At 61.1% G+C, this 16022-nt stretch carries 15 protein-coding genes; 7 read left to right on the top strand and 8 right to left on the bottom strand.

Annotation, left to right across the window (positions count from 1 at the left end):
* The first annotated feature begins 133 nt into the window (after positions 1–133).
* From L1073_RS12900 to L1073_RS12910, 3 genes are all read left to right on the top strand, one after another.
* Positions 134–1465 (top strand): type 2 periplasmic-binding domain-containing protein, encoded by a 1332-nt coding sequence (locus tag L1073_RS12900; RefSeq protein ID WP_246899867.1) that lies wholly within the window; start codon positions 134–136, stop codon positions 1463–1465.
* Between the two features lie 106 nt (positions 1466–1571).
* On the top strand, positions 1572–2267 hold the full coding sequence (locus L1073_RS12905; protein ID WP_246899869.1) for a response regulator: 696 nt from the start codon (positions 1572–1574) through the stop codon (positions 2265–2267).
* Positions 2264–3568, top strand: coding sequence for an ATP-binding protein (locus L1073_RS12910; protein WP_246899871.1), 1305 nt, complete (start codon positions 2264–2266; stop codon positions 3566–3568). Before L1073_RS12905 ends, L1073_RS12910 begins: the two co-directional genes overlap by 4 nt.
* 314 nt (positions 3569–3882) lie before the next feature.
* On the opposite strand, the gene L1073_RS12915 is transcribed toward L1073_RS12910, so the two are convergent.
* Positions 3883–4563, bottom strand: coding sequence for a haloacid dehalogenase type II (locus L1073_RS12915; RefSeq protein ID WP_246899873.1), 681 nt, complete (start codon positions 4561–4563; stop codon positions 3883–3885).
* A gap of 200 nt (positions 4564–4763) precedes the next feature.
* On the opposite strand from L1073_RS12915, the gene argC reads away from it, so the two are divergent.
* Positions 4764–5711, top strand: coding sequence for an N-acetyl-gamma-glutamyl-phosphate reductase (gene argC, locus L1073_RS12920; protein ID WP_246899875.1), 948 nt, complete (start codon positions 4764–4766; stop codon positions 5709–5711).
* Positions 5712–5764: 53 nt separating this feature from the next.
* On the opposite strand, the gene L1073_RS12925 is transcribed toward argC, so the two are convergent.
* Together L1073_RS12925 and L1073_RS12930 are read right to left on the bottom strand one after the other, a co-directional pair.
* Positions 5765–6466: a DUF4396 domain-containing protein gene (locus tag L1073_RS12925; RefSeq protein ID WP_246899876.1), complete on the bottom strand. Its 702-nt coding sequence runs from the start codon at positions 6464–6466 to the stop codon at positions 5765–5767.
* A gap of 68 nt (positions 6467–6534) precedes the next feature.
* Positions 6535–7536: a DMT family transporter gene (locus L1073_RS12930; RefSeq protein ID WP_246899878.1), complete on the bottom strand. Its 1002-nt coding sequence runs from the start codon at positions 7534–7536 to the stop codon at positions 6535–6537.
* 104 nt (positions 7537–7640) lie between these two features.
* Between L1073_RS12930 and L1073_RS12935 the strand changes: the two genes are divergently transcribed.
* The gene (locus L1073_RS12935) at positions 7641–8570 is read left to right on the top strand and encodes a LysR substrate-binding domain-containing protein (protein WP_246899879.1); all 930 of its coding nucleotides are present in this window, start codon (positions 7641–7643) and stop codon (positions 8568–8570) included.
* Between the two features lie 9 nt (positions 8571–8579).
* Here L1073_RS12935 and L1073_RS12940 read toward each other — a convergent pair whose 3' ends face one another.
* Positions 8580–9182, bottom strand: a complete 603-nt coding sequence (locus L1073_RS12940; protein WP_246899881.1) for an exopolysaccharide biosynthesis protein — start codon at positions 9180–9182, stop codon at positions 8580–8582.
* A 195-nt stretch (positions 9183–9377) separates the two neighbouring features.
* On the opposite strand from L1073_RS12940, the gene L1073_RS12945 reads away from it, so the two are divergent.
* Positions 9378–10208, top strand: coding sequence for an AraC family transcriptional regulator (locus L1073_RS12945; RefSeq protein WP_246899883.1), 831 nt, complete (start codon positions 9378–9380; stop codon positions 10206–10208).
* 16 nt (positions 10209–10224) lie between these two features.
* Positions 10225–10833 (top strand): LysE family translocator, encoded by a 609-nt coding sequence (locus L1073_RS12950; protein ID WP_246899885.1) that lies wholly within the window; start codon positions 10225–10227, stop codon positions 10831–10833.
* An 80-nt stretch (positions 10834–10913) separates the two neighbouring features.
* Here the strand turns inward: L1073_RS12950 and L1073_RS12955 are convergent, their stop codons facing one another.
* From L1073_RS12955 to L1073_RS12970, 4 genes are all read right to left on the bottom strand, one after another.
* Positions 10914–12464, bottom strand: a complete 1551-nt coding sequence (locus L1073_RS12955) for an alkaline phosphatase D family protein (RefSeq protein WP_246899888.1) — start codon at positions 12462–12464, stop codon at positions 10914–10916.
* A 119-nt stretch (positions 12465–12583) separates the two neighbouring features.
* Positions 12584–13543: a cyclodeaminase gene (locus L1073_RS12960; protein WP_246899890.1), complete on the bottom strand. Its 960-nt coding sequence runs from the start codon at positions 13541–13543 to the stop codon at positions 12584–12586.
* Positions 13544–13583: 40 nt separating this feature from the next.
* On the bottom strand, positions 13584–14579 hold the full coding sequence (gene eutB / locus L1073_RS12965) for a hydroxyectoine utilization dehydratase EutB (protein ID WP_246899891.1): 996 nt from the start codon (positions 14577–14579) through the stop codon (positions 13584–13586).
* A gap of 16 nt (positions 14580–14595) precedes the next feature.
* Complete coding sequence (locus tag L1073_RS12970; protein WP_246899893.1) at positions 14596–16002, bottom strand: aspartate aminotransferase family protein; 1407 nt, start codon at positions 16000–16002, stop codon at positions 14596–14598.
* Positions 16003–16022: the final 20 nt, after the last annotated feature.

Genomic DNA, 16022 nt, shown 5'->3' on the forward strand with positions numbered 1-16022 from the left:
TCATCAACTCGGACTACGATAGGCACCGTGAATAGAAGTGTTCCTCACCGTTGGTGAGAGATGAAAGATGCAAGGCCAAGCCGGCCATCGCTCGATTCTTCATCGATAATTTCCACGTTAGGATTGAACGGTCATGCCTTTATCGAAATCCGTGTTTTTTTCCGCTTCGTTGATATTGCCGAGTTTTCTGGCGCATGCTGCGAATGCAGATCAGCTCCCCGTGCAGGTGCAGTTCCCGCCGCTGACCATGCAGGAAGCGCCTAGAGGTGGCGCTCATCCCGTTGGTGGACCGGCCCATATCTTCATCGACAACGCCAACGCGCTGCTCGGCGCTCTGGATCTGGAGCTTGTCTATCACGTGACCGACAAGGTCCCAGACTCTGATCGCGAGACCGTCCAACCCAAGCTAGTCTCGATTCCCGAGGATTTCGCCAACCTGTACGAGGCAGTTGCGGCGGGTCCTGATGCCGGCGGTCTGGCCGCCGCAATCGGTCTGCCTATTTCCAACGGCCTCGAATCCGGTCAGCTCCTCGTTGCTGGTATGCCTTTTGGCCTTCATCCATCGGAGTTTGCCTCCTGGCTGATCAGCGGTGGTGGCCTGGAACTGGAGCAGGATATCTACAATGAGGCTTTCGATAACAATCTCGTTGTCGTGCCCATCGCCCTCACCTCGGGGCAGGAAGCGGGCTTCTTCCCCGAGCCGCTACCCACCAGCATGACCGAAATGTGTCAGCAGCCTTGGCTTGCGCGCTGGCCGGCGCCTGCCTCTGCCATCTGGCAGCAGGCCTGTCAGACGGCAGGAGTAGAAACGACGAACATTGGCGCTGAAACGCTCTGCGCGGACCCATCAGCGGCCTGTCCTTCGGAGGGCAATCCTGTCAAGCATGATATCAACACCCTGACATTTGGTGGCTTCCAGCCGGGTCGCCTGCCGCAGCAGCTGCGTCAGCTCGATCAGGTTGATGCCTACGAGCTGAATCTACCTTATACCGGCGTTCTGATGATGAAGCGTGCGCTGGGCCTTGAGAACGAGTCCAACGATACCGTGGATCTTTCACCCATCATCGAAAAGGCACCTTATTTCTATCTTAACGCATGGCATCAGCCGCTTTCCTATATTGAGCTTCTGGTGAATCGTCAGGTATGGGACAACCTGAGTGAAGCGCAGCGCGTAGCGATCCGTACCAGCGGGCAGGCGTCAATGCTGGAGACTCTCGCCGTGGGGCTGGAAGCTCAGGGCGAGGCGATCGAGATTTTGAAGCGCAACGGCGCTGAGGTGAATGAGTGGCCGGTCGAGCTGCTCAAACCTCTGCAGGAGGCCACAATGCCTTATCTTGAAGGCCGCGCCGAGGCCAATAGTGCCGAGGGCGATGATTCCTATCGCCGGATTCTTGATCACATGCACAGCTATCAGGAAGAGCGTCAAATCTATTTTAACGCCGCAGACGCGCCACGAACCTTCTAATAGATACCCTGCCTATCGTTTGCCGGATAATTTCAGTTCGCGGACGACATCTCGGCTGTCACTATCGACGTGACAGGTTCTGGTGTAATGAATCGTGGGGAGAGGGATGCGCGTACTACTCGTCGAGGACGACCCACCGGTGGCGGCCGGCGTCGAAGCGGGACTAGCGCTGAGCGACTTCGTCGTCGATATCGTGACCACGCTGGACGATGCACGCGGGGCGCTGGCCGCGATCGACTACGATGCCGTGGTGCTCGATCGCCGTCTTCCCGATGGCGATGGTCTGACGCTGCTGCAACAGTGGCGTCGCGCTGGCGTTGCCACGCCGGTACTGATGCTGACGGCAAGAGATGCCGTTGCCAGTCGTGTCGAAGGGCTTCAGAGCGGAGCCGACGATTATCTGGTCAAACCTTTCGATCTGGATGAGTTGACGGCAAGGCTGCAGGCGCTGCTGCGCCGCAGCGCCGGCCAGGTCGACCACTTTCTTCGTCATGGGCGCCTGGCGCTGGACCCCGTGGCTCGCATTGCAACACTGGATGGCGCGCCGGTAGTGCTGGTGCGCCGCGAGCTGATGCTGCTGGAGGCGCTGATTCGGGCGCGTGGGCGAATTTTAAGTGCCGATCAGCTCAAGGATCGTCTCTACAGCATCGATGATGAAATCGAGAGCAATGCCCTCAACGTGCATATCTATCAGTTGCGACGCAAGCTGGGGCGCGAGGCCATCGAGACCATCCGGGGCGTCGGCTACCGACTCGGCGCACTTCCCGTCGATGGGTCACATTCCGGTAGCACGCCCTCATGAGTCTGCGGCTGCGGCTCGTCGCCACGCTCGGAATCACGCTGATGCTGCTGTGGGGACTCACGGCGGCGTGGTCGATGCGCGATCTCTCGACCCAGCTCGATCGTTCTCTGGATCAGCGTTTGGCACAGTCAGCGCGAATGGTGGCCGGCCTGCTCGATCGCGTGCCGGCGTCGGCCTGGAACGGGGAAGCGGGCGAGATCTCGACAATACCGCCACTCAAGGGTATCGCCTGCCGCGTATCGTCATTGCGCGGGCAGGTGGTAGCGGGCACGCACCCGGAAATGAACGATGTTCTCGCGGTCGATGACGAAGGCTATCACTATCGCGATTACGACGGTCAGCGCTGGCGCGTCTACACCCTGGTCGACGATGACAAGCGAATCACCGTGGCTGATCGCCTGCGGGAGCGGGCGGCGCTGCTGGACCAGGTGCGCCGTGCGGCGTTCTATCCGTTTCTGCTCGCGTCGATCGGCAGCCTGATCGCTCTGTGGTGGGGCGTAACGCGGGGGCTGTCGCCACTGTCGAGGTTACAGCGGCGCCTGATGTCACGCGATCACGACGATCTCTCTGCCCTGCCTATCCGCAGCTTGCCGGGGGAAATCCGCCCACTGATAGATGGTTTCAACATCCTGCTTGCGCGTACCCGGCGGATGCTGGCGCTGGAGCAGCGCTTTACCGACGATGCCGCGCATGAGCTGCGCACGCCGTTGACCGCGATTCGTACCCATCTTCAGATTGCGCGACGCGTCAACGGCGATCCCCGCCGGGAAGCGATGCAGCAGGCGGAGGCGGGGGTCGAGCGGCTGACAAAGACGCTCGACCAGTTGCTGTTACTGGCACGCATGGAGAGCGACGAGATCACGCGGGGGAGTGTCAACCCCACGCGGCTGGGCGAGGCCCTAGAGGCCGCAATGGTGGAAACCGGCAGTCGCGATCGATGCCACTGGCACGCCTCGGTCGAGCGGCTTCACGTCGCGTTGTCCAGAGAGCTGCTGGTGATCGCGCTGCGCAACCTGCTCGAGAACGCCATGCGTCACGGTTCGCCCGACACCTTGATCGAGATCGAGGCGCACGAGACGAATGGCATGGCCGTGATCGATCTCGTCAACCAGGGCGAGACCATCCCGCCCGAGCAGATCGCCCGCCTGACGGAGCGCTTTCACCGCGGCAATCATCCGCAGGGCAGCGGTCTGGGACTCTCCATCGTCGAGGCGATCGCCACCCGGGCCGGCGGGAGCGTGCGGCTCGCCTCCGGCGACGGTATCGGGCTGCGGGTCACGCTGTCGCTGCCTTTGGCCTGATTCGCCAGGGGGCGGATGAGCAAGCAGGATAAGGAGGTGAGAAAACTCAGGGCGAATCGCTTCCCATAATGGACCGAAGCTGAGTCGGCCTGGGGGCGCCCATGGTCTTGCGTACATTATCGTCTTCGTCCTGATGGATAATTGCGGGGGTGGCATGAAGCTGGGCGCTGCGCGTCACCTGCGTGTTATCGGCGACCCACTGCTCGCTTTGATCGGTTCCCTCGCTGTCCGGCATGGCACCGGTGCGATAATGCCCGGCGATCGCAGCACTCGGATCGTCGGCGCACGCGGCGGCTGAACGTCTGTCGTTGAGCTCAACTCCCCAGGCGGCTGGCGAGTTCGTCGAGATCGCTCACCGTCATGTCGGGCTCGTCGCCCCAGGGGTCGAAGGGCGCTTCGGCGCTGCGCCGCACCCAGGTCGCGTGCAAGCCGGCGTATTTGGCCCCGATGATGTCGAAGGGATTGCTGGAAATCAGCCAAGTATCGGCGGCGCTCGACTCGGTGCATTGGCGCAAATAGGCATACACGGCGGGGTCGGGCTTGAAGCGTTTGATGTCGTCGACGCTGACGATGGCATCGAAACGCTCGCGAATGCCCGCCTGGGCCAGCAACCCCGTCACGGCCTCCCGGGTGCCGTTGGAAAACGCCACGCAGCGCATGCCGGCATTGCTCAGGCGCGCCAGCCCTTCGGCGACATCGGAAAACGCCGGCAGCCGCCCGTAAAGCGCCATCAACCGGTCCTTGGCGATTTCCGAAAGTTGACTGCCCATGGCGCGGTCGGTGAACTCCAGCGCATCACGCGTACAATCGGCGAAGCTGGCATAGGCGCCCATCAGCGAGCGGCGGAAGGCAAATTCAAGCTGCTTATCCCGCCAACGCTGCGAAAAAGGCAACGCCATCTCGGCATCGCCCAGTTCCACGCTCAATGCCTCCACCACGCCGTGGGTGTCGATCAAGGTGCCATAGACATCGAAAGCCAATACACGCTTGTTCATATGTCGTCCTTATCACGCTTTTCTAAGTGGATGGCGGGTAGTCCCAAGCTCTCTCAGACTGGTCGTTTTTGTGGGTCACGACAAGCGGATTCAAGCCCACAAACATGACAGCGCGGCCGCATCGACGCACAATGGAGAACAATACGCTGACAGACGCTGTCGGCATGCACGGACCCGGTCAACGAGGCGACGAATTTCCCATGGCATTCAAGGTATACGTAGACGGTCAGGAAGGCACCACTGGGCTGCGGCTGCTGGATTATCTCGAAGCACGCAGCGACATCGAACTGCTGCGCATCGACAGCGACAAGCGCAAGGATGCCGCCGAGCGCGCACGTCTGCTCAATGCCGCTGATGTAGCCTTTCTATGCCTGCCCGATGCCGCTTCTCGCGAGGCCGCAGCGCTACTCGACAATCCCCAAACCTGCCTGATCGACGCCAGCACGGCTTTTCGCACCGATGCCGAGTGGACCTACGGCCTACCCGAACTGGCGCCGGGCCAGCGTGACGCCATTCGCGCCAGCAAGCGCATCGCCAATCCGGGCTGCCACGCCAGCGCCTTCATCATGCTCACGCGGCCGCTGGTCGACGCCGGCCTGCTGCCTGCGGACACGCCGCTGGCAGCGCATTCGATCACCGGCTACAGCGGCGGCGGCAAGAAGCTGATCGCCGAGTACGAGGCCGGCCACGACGACCGTCTGGCCGCGCCACGTCCCTACGCCATGGGACTGACTCACAAGCACCTCCCGGAGATGCGCGTGCACGCTGGGCTCGAGCGGGCACCGGTCTTCCAGCCAATCGTCGGCCCCTTTCTCAAGGGCCTCTCGGTGACGATTCCTCTGCATATCGACCAGCTTAGTCCCGGGGCCACGGCCGAGGCACTTCGCGAGGCCTACGCCGCCCACTATGCGGGCGAGACCTTCGTTCGCGTCATGCCCCTCGAAGACCCGACCAATCTCGATGGCGGCTTCTTCGAGGTACAGGGCTGCAACGACACCAATCGGGTCGACCTGTTCGTGTTCGGCAACCATGAGCAGGTCTCCCTCGTCGCCCGGCTGGATAACCTCGGCAAAGGGGCGGCCGGTGCCGCCGTGCAGAGCATGAACTTGCATCTCGGCGTGGACGAGGCCAGTGGCCTGTCGGCGTAAGCGCGACGCTTTCCCCGATCACCGCACGCCTCGCCGTGCGGTGATCGCGCCATTTACATGGCGTGCTTGATGCCGCGATCGATCAATATCCAGTTGGCGGGATAGGACGTCGCGAAGCCGATCAGCATGGCGATCTGCATCATGAACCAGAAGGTCACCGAGAAGGCGTTCATCTCGCCCATCCAGCCGTGGATGGCGATTAGCATCCAGACGTACATGCCGGCCTGAAAGGCGATCAACGAGAACGTATCCGCCTTGATGGCATCGATCAGGGCTTTACGCGGACCGCTATCGCTCATGCCGCGAATCGGCAAGTATTGAAACAATATGCCGAAGAGATACGCCCCGATGAAGGCCAGCACGAAGTGTCCTAATACCGCCGATCCAAGCAGGGCAAATCCGGTCAGCGTCGCCAGCGGCGCGGTGACGACATCGCCTGCGGTGCAACCGCCTCCGCAGTGCGTGGCAGAGACGAACACCCCCTGCCACTTGGGCTTGTCATCATGATGGTGGTAAGCATGACCATGCTCATGACCTTCACCATGATTATGCTGACTCTCATGACCAGCCTCAGGCGCGGCGCGGCCCATGCGCGCATACGCCCACCAGCCGAACACCGGCATATAAAGCCCAGTAATCGGCCAGGTCACGTTCATGATCGCCATGGGCTGCGGACGTTTGGCCACATCCAATGCAATAGCCAATGCCGTGGCCACGCCCAAGGCGATGAATAGCCAGGAAACGAGGGTCAACATGCGACAACTCCTTGTCCGCGTTGAAATAGCGATTCGCCTCCTAGGTATAGGGAAGGATCGCGCCTGACTCAAACTTGGCCCTGCCCACAGGTTGGCGAACGCGAAATGGGCTCACGACTCGCCGTGATACCAGCGGGGCGTAATCCCCCGGGAGCACAACGCCAGACGATGCCACCCGCGACCCCCACGCAGACCATGCCCAGCACGGTGGGCATATCAGGCGTCGCATCGAATAGCCACCAGCTCCATACCGCCGCGAAGATGAGATAGGCATAGTCGAACACGCCGATCAGTGCGGCCGGGGCCGCTTGATAGGCCTTGGCCACCGTGCTGCTGGCCAGCACGAAGAGTACCGCCAGTCCCGCCAGCAGCCACCAGGTATCGGCTGGAAGCGAACGCCAAGGCGCCGTCAGGAAGCTCGGTGTGGCGCCACCCACCGGCAGTGGCCCCTGCAGCAGCATCCACAGACAGCCCGCCGCGCCCAAACATAGAAAGCCCAGATTCATCGCCCCGGAAAGCACCAGCGGCGCCTCGTCACGGCAATGAACACGCGTCACCACGCAGGCCAGGGCATAGCACACCGCTGCCAGCAGCGGCAGTAACACCGTGGGCTCGAAATGCGTCGTTCCCGGGCGCAGGATCAACACCACGCCGGCGAATCCCAGAGCGATTCCCCACCAGCCGCCCGCCGATAGCCGTTCGCCAGCCCACCAGGAGGCGAACAGGGCAATGAACAGCGGCGAGGTGTACAGCGCCACCGCCGCCATGGACAGCGTCAACGTCGGTAACGCGGCATAAAAAGCCAGCCACATGGCCATCAACAAGCCGGTTCTCACCAGCACCCAGCGACGGCGCAGCGCCCACCCCAGGCGCACCACGCCGCGACGCCCAAGTACCAACCCCAAGAGCGGCGACGCTAACAGCGCACGCAGCACGTACAACTGCCAAATACCCACATCATCGCTGATATACTTAACCAGAGCGTCGGACATCGAGAGACAGAAAACCGAGACGACGATACAACCGATGCCTGGCCATGCCGAGGCTTGCGACACAATGATTGGCTTCATGAACGTTCTCCCTGAGCAAGAAGCCGCTCAAGGGTGGGCCCCTCAGGCAGGCGCGACAAACGAGTTATACGTCACTTTCCATGAGCTGTGATTATGAATCGCATATGAACCGACTAGGCAAAGCCCTGCCCCCACTCGCCAGCCTGATGCCCTTCGAGGCTGCCGCTCGCCTGGAAAGCTTCTCGCGTGCCGCCGAGGAATTGCATCTCACCCAGGCCGCCGTCAGCCGCCAGATTCGCGCCCTGGAAGACAACCTCGGCGTGGCGCTATTCGAGCGTCGTAACCGGGGCGTCTTCCTTACCGCTGCCGGCCGCGAGTTTGGGCGCACAGTGAGTACCGCGCTGGAAAGCGTCGCAACGCATGCCAATACCTTGCGCGAGGAAGTGCATGACGGCGTGGTGGTGCTGTTCTGCCAGCTCTGCGAAGCCTTCTACTGGGTCATGCCACGCCTCGCCGCGTTCAACCGGCGGCATCCGGAAATCGAGGTCCGCCTGGTCACATCGACGCGCCCGGTGGTCGAGAATCACGACTATTTCGACGTCGCGCTACAGACCAGCGGGCGCCCCAGCGGCAGCCACACGCTGTCCTTCACCGCATCCGACGAGATCTTTCCGATTTGCAGTCCCGACTATCTCGCCGCACAGTACCACCCCATCACGCTGGCGAATCTCGCCAAGCACCGTTTGCTTCACCACAGGGCCGATGTACCGGACTGGTTCGAATGGGATAGTTGGCTACGCGCCATGGGGAATTCCGTACCCACCCTGGGCAACGGCATGGTTTTCGATAGCTATCCGTTGGTCCTGCAATCAGCGCTTGCCGGGCACGGTATCGCCTTGGGCTGGCGACGCACGGCCGAGCGTCTGGTACAAAACGGCCAACTCGTGCGACCGGTCGATGCGTCGCTGCCGCTCAGCGACGCGCTCTCGGTGTATACACGTCAAGGCGCTCAATCACGGGGGGAGACGCTGGCACTGCTGGACTGGCTGCAGCACGAATTTCACGCCGATCATGGCGGTGAAGCAGCATTTTGAAGGTGGGTATCACAACAAGGCGTAAGCTACGCCGCCGACCGTCCCTCCGGTGAGGATCAGCGCCAGCAGCGCCCAGAGACCGTCGTTGGCCATCAACGACAAGCCGAACATCATCAGGGCCAGACCCGCGCCATTGGCTGAGAAAGGCACCACCTCCATCAGCGGCATCGCCAGAGCAATGAAGAAACAGAAAAGCGCCACGAGATAGGTACCGGCGCGCTGGGTCAGCCAAACCAGGCGTGGTTTCAACAAACGGTCGATGGCCCGCGCCGGCTTGCGCATCCAGGCCACGGCCTTGTCCAGCTTGGCGCGGGAGACCGAGCGCTTCAAAAGCCAGCGCGGCAGCCAGAACGTACGGCGCCCGATCAGCAACTGCCCCGCCACCAGCAGCACCAATATCGCCATCAACGTGGGCACGCCGGGAATATCCCCCACCAACGGCAACAGCGTGATCACCCCCGGCACCAGCAGCAAGGTACCAAACGAGCCTTGTCCTACCGCCGTCAGCATATCGCCAAGCTGGACACGCTCATCATCGCGACGGTGCACCTGCCCGATGCGTTCGAGCAAGTGATCCAATCCCGCGAGTTCCTGTTGCTGCCTCTCCGCCATGCGTGCTTCCTGCCTTTCATGAACCGAGCTTGCAGCGTAGCAGGACGCGCACGGCCTGCCGAGACGGAGATCTTCCTGGGGACGCCCCTTCTTACTCGAGAAAAGAACAAGATGCGCAATATCGTTCAAGTCCAGACGTCCATAACACGCTAAAGTGACATTGCCACGGCGCTACTGGGGCGTAAGGAGGGGAATATGCAATCCACAAGCCGTTTCAGGTTCATGAAAAGCCAGCATGTCGCTGACATAACGGCATTGCATGCCACAATGAACGATTTCCAGTACGACCGACATGCACATGAAGAATATGCATTAGGTGTCACCCTCGCAGGCCGTCAGGACTTTTTCAGCAGTGGTGAGTTTCATCGCAGCCCACCGGGTAGCGTCATCACGCTGCATCCCGATGAAGTTCATGACGGCCACGCAGGCGGAAATGCCGCTCTCGATTACATCATGCTTTATATCCACCCCGCAGAATTCGACCCGCTTCTAGCCAATGCTGCGGACGTCCAATGTCTCAAGAACACTCGGCTGGCACCGACCTTGATGAAAGACATTTCTCTGCGCAATGAAATACTCACCTTCTCAAGAATGATCAAGGAACAAAAAGCGAGCCGGATCGAGCATGAATATGCTCTTTATCGTATTGCGGCACATCTCATCAAGCGACTGGGAAGCTTCGCCCCCAATAACGCTGTTAGCCGAACAGACTCGTTGTTGCAGTTGGCGAAGGATTATATCCACGAAAATGCCAAGTGCGACATTACCCTTGATGACATCAGTCAGGCTGCAAATCTCTCGAAGTATCACTTCTTGCGATTATTTCGCACCCAATACGGCATTACGCCGCATCAATATGTACTGAATTGTCGTATCAATGCCGCGAGGCATCATCTGGAAAAAGGCGAAAGCGTCATGGAAGCCGCACTATCCTGCGGTTTTGCGGATATCAGCCATTTCAACCGACGATTCAAACGTATTTATGGCATGACGCCTCGCCAATACCAAGCGCACACCACTATCTGAACATGTGAGAAACTAAATGTTAGCACTACTGACATATGCCATAAGCGTGATGTACACGCCTGGGCCTGTGAATCTGCTTGGTCTGAACGCCGGAATAAACGGCCAAACCAAGACATCGAGTGGATTCTATATTGGTGTCGGTACAGCGATGTTCCTAATGCTACTGCTATTAGGCTGGCTTGGGAGCGTTCTCATCCAAGGGAAACTACTCTGGGCCCTAAGTGCCCTTGGCACGCTTTACATCCTTTACCTGTCGATCAAGATAGCCAGCTCCACTCCCTATAAGAGGGATATGGAGGCCAGGTTTCGTCCCTTGCAATTCAAGGAAGGGCTGTTGATGCAATTACTCAACCCCAAAGGCATCGTCGCCACGCTACCTATCGCAACCATCCAGCTTCCCGCAATGCATATAGAAGGGCCACACCTCATCATGATGGCGCTTCTCATCGGCGTCCTGGCTGCTGGAGCGCCGGGGAGCTACGCATTATTGGGTGGCGCGATGGGCAAAGCCATTCATGATCACGCCTTACTGCGCTTCATCAATATCATCTTGGCTCTTCTTTTGGCTTTTACGGGCTTGATCATCGGGTATGAATACGTCGTCTTGCCGCTTATCGATTCGTAGCGTTAACTTGGACTTGCCTTTCCCAAGCACCAATTCCTGAGCGCGGCAATGCGGGCTGGGCGTATTGCCTAGATATCCTCTTACGTCGTCTCCGGCGTCAATTGCTGGCGATGCAGCGTATTGCCGGCGGCGTCCATCAGACTCACGGTCAACGCTTCGCTCTCGCCGTCGAGATCGATCTGGCCGAAGAATTGATAGCCTCGAGATGGCGGCAAATTCGACTCGCCTTTCGGCGGGGCTTTTTGAAAGACCACCTCAGGGCCGAAGGTCGTATCCAGCTCGCCGGGGCCAAAGGTGCCCGCATGCAGCGGACCGCTGACGAATTCCCAGAAGGGCGTGAATTCCTGGAAACTGGCCCGCTCGGGTGAGTAGTGATGCGCCGCCGTGTAATGCACGTCCGCCGTCAGCCATACCACGTTTTTCACATTGTCATCGCGGATCGCCCGCAAGAGTCTGGCGATTTCGAGTTCGCGCCCCAACGCCCCGCCCGCATCGCCATTGGCGATGGCTTCATACGCGTCACCATCGCTGACGACCAGGCCGATGGGCATATCCGCAGCGATGATCTTCCACGTCGCCGTGGACTCTTTCAGCGAACGTTGCAGCCAGGCGAACTGGTCCTCGCCGAGAAACGCCGTTTGTGCAGAGCGCTCGGTTTGCCGGTTGCGACTGTTGGCGCCGCGATAGGTGCGCATATCGAGCATGAAAACTTCCAGCGACGGCCCATATGCAAACCGCCGATGAATACGCTCTGGCGATGTCGGCAGTTGGCGTAGCGGCGTGTGTTCGAGAAAGGCCTGGCGAGCCCGAGCCGCCAGCAACGCCACATTTTTCTCAGTGTAGCGCTCGTCCTCGAGCCACTCACCGGGATACCAGTTGTTGGTCGTCTCGTGATCGTCCCATTGGGCGAGCATGGGCACTTCGGCATTGAAGCGCCGCAGGTTGGCATCAAGAAAGTTGTAGGTATGCTGGCCGCGAAACTCATCGAGCGTTTCCGCCACCTTGCGCTTGGCCGGGGTGACCAGATTGTGCCAGGTATCGCCGTTAGCCAGCGCCACGCGCTCTTCCAGAGGGCCGTCGGCGTAGACGGTATCGCCGGAGTGAATGAAGAAATCGGGGCGCTGACGGCGCATGGTGTCGTAGATCGTCATGCCGCCACGTGATTCATCGATGCCCCAGCCTTGCCCGACCGTATCGCCCGACCACACGAAGCGCACGTCGCGCGTCTCGGACGGAGGCAAGCGTAAACGCCCTTTGACGGGCTCGCTCAAGGCATGCGGGTCGTCCAATGCGGCGAAACGTACACGGTAGTGCAGCGTCTCGGTATCGCCGAGCCCCGCGACATCAAGCTTGCCGATCAACCCGCTGCTGGGCAGCACCTCGGGGCCACGCACTTGGCGGACACCACGAAACGCGGGATTGTCGGCCACTTCAACGAGCATCCGCGCGGGACGATCGCTGCGCGACCAGAGCATCGTGCGGTCGCTCAGCATGTCACCGCTCATCACTCCCGAGGTCACTTGCGGGCGCCGTGACTCGGCCAACACGATCGACGGCGCCACCGACGCTGCGCCTAATGCCGCGCCAGCCTTGACGCCCCATCCCAATACATCACGGCGGGAATATCGCATCGCCAACTCTCCACTGAGTCCCTGATTCACTCAGCATCTCGAGCACGCATGACGACGATGTGGCAACCGCATGACGATTGAATGGCACGACACGTCAGGGCGCACCAGTACCTCGATGTTCAGGCTTTCAGCCGCTGCAAAGCGTAATCGGCAATCGCCGTGTCCTGCACGCCGGTGCCGGTGAGATCGCACACGGTGATGCCAGCGCCAGAGAGACGCAGCGTCAGACTGCTATCGATCACCTGGCCGAGCTCGAACACCTTGAACGGCACATTGGCCACCGCCTCGCCGGATTTGACGAAGGCCTTGAGTTCGCCGTTGTGCTCACTTTGCGCACGGGTATCGCAGACGAAGGCATCGGCGCGCGTCATCACGCTATCGTCGAGCTCGCGCTTGTCCGGGCTGTCGGAGCCCATCGCCGTGACGTGCACCCCCTCGGGGAGGTCGGCGGCTTCGAGAATCGGCTGTTGCGACGGCGTCGCGGTGACGATGATATCCGCTTCACGACACGCCGCGTGGACATCATCGTGAACGTTGACCGTCAGGTCGCGCTGGCGCAGCCGCTCGGCATAGGACTCGGCGGCTTCGCGCCGACGCGCCCAGACATCGACGGTGTCGATATCGCGCACCAGACGCAGGGCATCGATCTGCAGCTCGGCCTGTTCGCCGGCGCCGAGGACCGTCACGCGACGGCTGTTTTCACGCGCCAGATACTTGGAAGCCAAGGCTCCGGCGAGTGCCGTGCGCACCGCCGTCAGATAGCCCTCATCGAAGAGCACGGCATCCACCAGCCCGGTGCGGGCCGAGAACATCATCATCAGGCCGTTGAGACTAGGTAACCCCTGCTTGGGATTGTCGAAGAATCCCGAACTCACCTTGATGGCAAAGCGCTCGAAACCGCGAATGTGAGCGGTTTTGACGTCGACCTCGCCATTGGCCTCCTCGATGGCCATCGACAGGATCGGGGGCTGCACGGCCTCGCCACGCCCCAGGGCCGCGAATCCCGCTTCGATGACAGCCAGGGCGTCCGTATCCAGTTGAACGGCGGCTTCGATTGCGTCGCGTTGATGGAGCTGCATGACGTCCTCCAGACGAAGAGAGAAGAAGGGAAAAGAGGATTCAGGCTCCCGCCAATGCCCGGGCGCGGTCAAACGTTTCCAGCGCCACGCCGTTCCCGGAGACGATCAATGCCACCCGCTGGCCCCGGATATCGAGACCATGTTCGTCGAGCGCCGCCAACCCCACGGTCGCTGCGCCTTCGACCAGCATTTTCTCGGTGTCGAGCAAGTCGACCATGGCCCTGGCGATGGCGGATTCCGAGACCTGGTAATGGTCATCCATCACCTCGCGCACCAGCGCGAAGGTGCAGCGATTGTCCAGCCCAATGCCGCCGCCCAGCGAATCACCGAGACTCTCGACCTCCGCCACATTGACCGGATGCCCGGCCTGAAGGCTTTCCCACATCGCCGCACCCTGAGAGAGGCTGATGCCAGTCACCTGCGTCGCCGGACGAATCGCCTTGACCGCTGCGCCGATGCCGCCCAACAAACCGCCGCCGGAAAGCCCGACGAGCACCCGGTCGAGCGCGGGCTGATCCTCCATCAACTCGAGTCCGATGGTGCCCTGCCCGCTCACGATCAGCGGATCGTCGAAAGGCGGGATCGCCGTCATGCCCGAAGTCACCAGCCGCTCGACCTCGTCGAAGGCATCGTCCTGGCTCTCACCGACTCGCCGCACCTCAGCGCCCAAGGCCTCGATAGCTGCGGCCTTGTTGTCGGGCACCAGTCGCGACAGACAGATGACGGCGGGAATCCCCAACTGGTGCGCGGCGTGGGCCACGGCCCGACCATGATTGCCCGTCGAGGCCGTGGTCACGCCGTGCGCCAAGGCCTCGCGTCCGTCACGTTCGATCAGCGCAGCGATCATGTTGGTCGCGCCGCGCAACTTGAACGCTCCCGTCGGCTGGTGGGTTTCCAGCTTAAGGAACACGTCGGCCTCGAAGCGCCGCGACAACGCCGGCGAACGCACCAGCGGCGTGCGCGCGACCTGCCCTTGCAGGCGGGCACGGGCGGCATAGATCAAGGCCAGCGTCACATCATTACTGGGTTGCTTCATACGCGATAACCATCCATCAAGCCTTCAAGTCTCCCGAGCGAGACAACTCGTCGGTCACCTTGTCGACGGCACGCTTGGCGCGGGCGACGATGTCGTCGACTTCATCGCGAGTCGTCACCAATGGCGGCGCGAAGCCGAGAATGTCACCTTGCGGCATGGCGCGTGCGATCAGGTTCTCGCTCAACGCGGCGGCACTTACGCGCGGCCCGACCTTGAGTGCCGGGTCGAAGAACGCCCGTCGTGCCGGATCGGGCGAGAATTCCAGTGCCGCCAGCATGCCCACGCCACGCACGTTGCCCACCAGCGGATGCTCGCCGAATGTCTGCAGCATTTGCTGCTGCAGATAGGCACCCGTCTCGGCGGCGTTGGCGGTCAGCCCTTCGCGCTCGATGATGGCCAGGTTGGCAAGCCCTGCAGCGCAGCCCAGCGCATGGCCCGAATAGGTCCAACCATGGCCGATGGGGCCGTATTCACCGGCGCCCTGTTCCAGCACCTGCCACACGCGATCGCCGACGATGACGCCGGAAAGCGGCTGATAGGCGCTGGTCAGGCCCTTGGCGATGGTGATCAGGTCGGGCTGGATAGCGTAGTGATGACTGCCGAAATCGGTGCCGATGCGCCCGAAGCCACACACCACTTCATCGGCAATCAGCAGCACATCGTACTTGTTCAACACCGCCTGGATCGCCTCCCAGTAGCCCTCGGGCGGCGGCACGATACCGCCAGTGCCCAGCACCGGCTCGCCGATGAAAGCCGCCACGGTGTCCGGGCCTTCGGCGAGGATCATCTCCTCGAGCTTGGCCGCGCAGTGGCGAGAAAACTCACGCTCGCTCATGCTCTCCTGTTCGGCGGCTCGATGGTAGTAGTACGGCGCCTCGGTGTGCAGGATACAGTCGATGGGCAGATCGAAATGATCGTGAAACGCCTTGAGCCCGGTCAACGAACCCGAGGCGATCCCCGAGCCGTGATAGCCGCGCTGCCGCGAGATCACTTTCTTCTTCTGCGGCCGACCCAGCACGTTATTGTAGTAGCGCACGATCTTGAGCTGCGTCTCGTTGGCGTCACTGCCCGACATGCCGTAGTAAACCTTGGACATGCCCGGTCCTGCCAACTCGAGAATCTTCTCGGAAAGCTGTATCTGCGGCTCGTTCGAATGGCCGACATAGGTGTGGTAGTAAGACAGCTCCAGCGCCTGGTGATAGATCGCCTCGGCGACTTCGGTGCGACCGTAACCGATATTGACGCAATAAAGTCCGGCGAAACCGTCGATGAACTCGCGGCCATCCTTGTCGACGATATTGATGCCCTGACCGCCGGTGACCACCCGACCCGGCACATCGCCATGCGCGAAATCGCGCAGATGCGTGGAGGCATGAAAAGTAACCTTGCGATCGCGATCGATCAGGTCCTGGTGCTGGCTCATATGATTCTCCCGTAACTGTC

Source organism: Chromohalobacter nigrandesensis (assembly GCF_023061285.1).
Lineage (GTDB): Bacteria > Pseudomonadota > Gammaproteobacteria > Pseudomonadales > Halomonadaceae > Chromohalobacter > Chromohalobacter nigrandesensis.